The organism is Streptomyces sp. NPDC059900, assembly GCF_050270335.1.
In the GTDB taxonomy this organism is placed as follows: Bacteria; Actinomycetota; Actinomycetes; order Streptomycetales; family Streptomycetaceae; genus Streptomyces.
In genome coordinates, this window is the sequence record NZ_JBNNJZ010000652.1 from 1 (window position 1) to 4,222 (window position 4,222).

The window sequence follows — 4,222 nt, forward strand, 5'->3', positions numbered from 1 at the left end:
AGACGGTGACCTTCGCCAGCGCGTCGCCGAGGCCGGGCACGAGGCGGCCCAGGCCGAGGCCGGCCGCCATCGCGACGAGGATCCACACCGCCAGGAAGCGGTCCACGAACGACAGTTGCCCTGCCACCGGCGCGGTGGTGGGCTCGCTCACGAGGACGCCTCCGCGGCAGCGGGCTGTCCGGGGCGAGTGAGGATCCCGGCAAGCTTGTCGGTCATCTCCGGCAGCAGCCAGTAGTAGACCCAGGTACCGCGTCGCTCGCAGTCGATCAGACCCGCCTGCCGCAGCAGCTTCAGGTGGTGGGAGATCGTCGGCTGGGACAGGTCGAACGCCGGCGTCAGGTCGCAGACACAGATCTCCCCGCCCTCACGCGAGGCGATCATCGACAGCAGCCGCAGACGTACCGGGTCGCCGAGCGCCTTGAACACCTTGGCCAGCTCAACGGCCTGATCCTCGCCCAATGGCATGGTCAGCAGCCCCGGGCAGCACCCGTCGGCGCCGTCCTGGCCGAGCACCACCAGCTCTTGTTTCGACATGCCTCTATGTTGACGAACTTCAATCCAAGACGCAAGCTTGCATCGAGAAGCATCGAAACAGCCCGTCCCCGACCTCATCCGTCCAGGAGGCACTCCATGAGCGATCAGTCCACTGACCTGCGCGAGACCGTCCGCGAGCGCTACGCCGCTGCCGCCGTGCAGGTCACCGAGGGCGGCACGGCCTGTTGCGGCCCGCAGGCCATCGAGATCGACGACAACTTCGGTTCCCCCCTGTACGCAGCCGACGAGCGCGAGGCCCTTCCCGCCGAGGCCGTCGCTGCCTCCCTCGGCTGCGGCAACCCCACCGCCGTCGCCGGCCTCCACGAGGGCGAGCGGGTCCTCGACCTCGGATCGGGCGGCGGTATCGACGTCCTGCTCTCCGCCCGCCGGGTCGGCGCGACCGGCAAGGCATACGGCCTGGACATGACCGAGGAGATGCTTGCCCTCGCGCTGGCCAACCAGAAGAAGGCCGGCGCCACCAACGTCGAGTTCCTCAAGGGAACCATCGAGGCCATCCCGCTGCCCGCGAACACCATCGACGTCGTCATCTCCAACTGCGTCATCAACCTGTCCACCGACAAGCCCGCGGTCTTCGCCGAGATGTTCCGTGTCCTGGCGCCGGGCGGACGGATCGGGATCTCGGACGTGGTCGCCGACGACACCCTCACCCCGGCCCAGCGGGCCGAACGCGGCGACTACGTCGGCTGCATCGCCGGCGCCCTGTCCTTCGCCGAATACCGCGAGGGCCTGTTGGCGGCCGGATTCACGGACATCGAGCTCAACGCGACCCACGAGGTCGCCGATGGCATGCACTCCGCCATCGTCCGAGCCATCAAGCCCACCACCGCGCCCATCAGCATTGGATCCGGTGCGGCACGGCAGCTGGCGCAGGACGGCTCCGGCTGCTGCAGCTGATGCGGCGTCCGGCTGCGGAGCATCCGGGTCACGGCACGCGCGGCGCCGCGACCCGGATCGCCGTGGCTCGCCGCTCGGGCTCTGTTTGCGGTGCGGGCCCGGTGGCCGGCATCGAAGGCACCCTTGCCCGCGCTCTCGGCCATCCAGTGACCTCTGCTGCCGTCGAGGTGGTACGACCAAGCCGCAGGAGAGAGGCGCCGAGTCGCTGACATCCGCGTCAGGAGTTCGGCCCGAACACAGCCGGGCGGCGTCATCGTGCGGTCGAGTGGCTGCGACGGGTCGTGCACGGGTGCCTGCGTCCGACGCTGTTGCTGTCACTCGTGGATGTCAGCCCGCTCCGTCCGCAGAGCACCCTCTGGGCGATCAGTGACAGTGAACTCCAACCACTCGATGCCGGCGACACTGAAACTGGCTCCGACGTTGGAAGACGCGATGCCCTCGAACTCATGACGCACCCCTGGCCCCGCGCCGCTGAGGCTCCAGGGCGTCGCGACCTTCCACGCCCCCTGAAGGGTGGCCAGGAGTGCGTCCTCCGGGGTGCTGCAGCACAAGGGAGAGACGAACCGCAGCTCGGCCAGTTCCGGGAACTTCCAGTACCGCTCGTAGCTTGCGATCTCGATGGAGTGCGACAACAGCTCTCCGATGCGGTCGACCACCCGCTCGGCAGCACGGCGGTCGCCCACATGCGCGTAACAGCGCCAACGGATCGTCTCGAACATGCCAACACTGTATGGCTCTTGCGAAGCCATGCCGCGGCTTCACCCTCAGCAGGAAGCTGCCCGCCGACCGGCTCCCGGAAGGCAGTGCGGCCCGCGGTAAGCACTGGTGGTCACCGAGCCCGGCTGCTGCTCCTGCCGGGCCTCAGTTTGAGGACGGTCGGGGGAAGTGGTTCCCGAGGATGGCGGCGGCGGGCCAGGTTTCGCTCAGTACCCGGCCGAGCAGCGGATCGCTTGATTCCAGCACTGTGCTGCTACGGACCGAACCGTCCTCGTTGATGCGTTGGCCGCCCAGGACGATGGGGGCCCGCAGGAGCCCTTCGCCCCAGGGGCCGATGGCATTGCAGAGCAGGCCCTCGAAGCGGTGGTCGGCCAGTTGGTTGCTGTGCACCCGTTGCACGAAGTCGTCGATCACGGAGGCCCGTAGGTAGGCCCAGGCGAGGTAAGTCACCGTGCGTCCGTCGTCCAGGCGGATCGGCAGGCGGACCTTGAGGAAGTTGCCGACGCCCTCCGCGGTCATGATCGCGCCCGTGTCGTGCTTCACCCGGCGCCTGCGCTCCTCCTCCGGGAGCTCGGCGATCAGGTGGGGCAAGGCCAGATCGAAGCAGGGATGCTCCGGGTCGAGGCCGCCGCTCTCGCCGTGGCAGTGGGCACAGGCCGGTGCGGAGGCAGAATCAAGTTCGAGGGGGCCCGTCGGGTGGACCGGCTCGCCGCCCCCGCTCGGCACCGGAAGCAGCAGCGCGTAGAAGCGCACGGCCGTGAACGCCGCGGGCTCCGGCAGCCCGAGCGCCGCCATCGCCGCCGAGGCGGCCTCGTGCCGCTCACCGTTGACGCGGACCTCGGCCTGCATCGCGCCGGGGTGGCCGCCGTAGAAGACCTTGACTCCGTTGAAGAAGGGCGATTCCAGATCCGCGGTGAACCACTCCGCGATCCGGTGCAGCACATTGGTGCTCAGCAGTGCGTCCTGCAGCCGCCGGTTCTCGCCGGCGTCATGTCCCACAGCGACCGCACCCGAGATGATCAGGTGCCAGCCGGGTACGCCGCGCTCGTCGTCGGGACCCGCGCGGTCCGCGAAGTGTGCACGCCGGTCCAGGAGTTCCAGCAGGCAGGCGCCCGCCGTCTGTACCCAGGTGTCCGCCGCGTCCTGCGGATTCGCGGACACCGACTCGACGCAGTCCACGAAGCACGGCACATCCGGCTGGAGAGCGACGTCCGGCAGTGCGACGAGGTCGTAGTGCACGCCGCCCCCGTGGTGCGGCGGGGCTACGGCCACCGCCCACCCCTGCGGGCTGATCAGGGAGTTGCCCTTGAGCTCGGCGCCCTGCGTCACGCCGGGGGCGAGCGCCTCGAGCCCGGCCCTCACCAGGGAGAGGAACTCCAGGTCGGGCAGCCGCTTCGCGGCCGGCTCCTGTGCGCGCCTACGACTCCGTATCCAGGACATCCGTGGATGGTACTGAGTCCGGCAGGCCGGACAGTGCTCGGCGCGGAGCCTCAGGCGTGCAGCCTGGACCGGCCCTCTCAGTGCTCCGCCGAGCGGACCTTGGCCTCTGGCTGATGTGGCGCGCCGGGCGGCGACCGCGGTGGCAGGCCGGGTCAGCCCCTCGGCGTGTCATCTCGCCCAGCAAGGGCCGGATGGAACGCAGTGCCTGCCAGACTGCTGGTGTGACCAAGCCCCAGACGATCGACGCGTACATCGAAGAGTTTCCCGGCCCGGCCCGCGAGCTGCTCGAGCAGCTGCATGCGCTGGTGCGTGAGGCCGTGCCGGATGCGCACGAGGCCATCAAGTGGGGCCATCCCGCCTGGTTGCACTCGTCGTCGGGCACGATCCTGTTCGTGATCAGCGGCCATGCGAAGCACACGAATTTCGCGTTCACCCCCAGCACCCGCGAAGCCTTCGACGCCGAACTCAGCGGACTGGAAACAGGCAAGGGCACGGTCAAGCTCCCCTACGGCAGCCTGGTGCCGGAAGACCTCCTCCGCCGGATGATCGCCTACCGCGTCCGCGAACACGAGGACGACGGCGTGCTGTGGATGTAAGTGCACCGCCGCACATGACG

5 protein-coding genes and 1 pseudogene are annotated in these 4,222 nt (G+C 69.3%); 2 read left to right on the top strand and 4 right to left on the bottom strand.

Annotation, left to right across the window (positions count from 1 at the left end; translation table 11 throughout):
* Together ACQKIP_RS41235 and ACQKIP_RS41240 are read right to left on the bottom strand one after the other, a co-directional pair.
* A pseudogene (locus tag ACQKIP_RS41235) lies at positions 1–151 on the bottom strand (ACR3 family arsenite efflux transporter); the annotation flags it as partial.
* Complete coding sequence (locus ACQKIP_RS41240) at positions 148–534, bottom strand: ArsR/SmtB family transcription factor (protein ID WP_365863593.1); 387 nt, start codon at positions 532–534, stop codon at positions 148–150. The pseudogene ACQKIP_RS41235 and the gene ACQKIP_RS41240, both read right to left, overlap by 4 nt.
* Before the next feature lie 96 nt (positions 535–630).
* Here ACQKIP_RS41240 and arsM point away from each other — a divergent pair, with 96 nt between their 5' ends.
* Positions 631–1,449, top strand: a complete 819-nt coding sequence (gene arsM, locus ACQKIP_RS41245) for an arsenite methyltransferase (RefSeq protein ID WP_365863591.1) — start codon at positions 631–633, stop codon at positions 1,447–1,449.
* Positions 1,450–1,763: 314 nt separating this feature from the next.
* Here arsM and ACQKIP_RS41250 read toward each other — a convergent pair whose 3' ends face one another.
* Both ACQKIP_RS41250 and ACQKIP_RS41255 read right to left on the bottom strand, forming a co-directional pair.
* Positions 1,764–2,168 (bottom strand): hypothetical protein, encoded by a 405-nt coding sequence (locus ACQKIP_RS41250; RefSeq protein ID WP_365863589.1) that lies wholly within the window; start codon positions 2,166–2,168, stop codon positions 1,764–1,766.
* 142 nt (positions 2,169–2,310) lie between these two features.
* Complete coding sequence (locus tag ACQKIP_RS41255; protein ID WP_365863587.1) at positions 2,311–3,606, bottom strand: DUF6348 family protein; 1,296 nt, start codon at positions 3,604–3,606, stop codon at positions 2,311–2,313.
* Between the two features lie 221 nt (positions 3,607–3,827).
* On the opposite strand from ACQKIP_RS41255, the gene ACQKIP_RS41260 reads away from it, so the two are divergent.
* Positions 3,828–4,202, top strand: coding sequence for an iron chaperone (locus ACQKIP_RS41260; RefSeq protein ID WP_365863585.1), 375 nt, complete (start codon positions 3,828–3,830; stop codon positions 4,200–4,202).
* Positions 4,203–4,222: the final 20 nt, after the last annotated feature.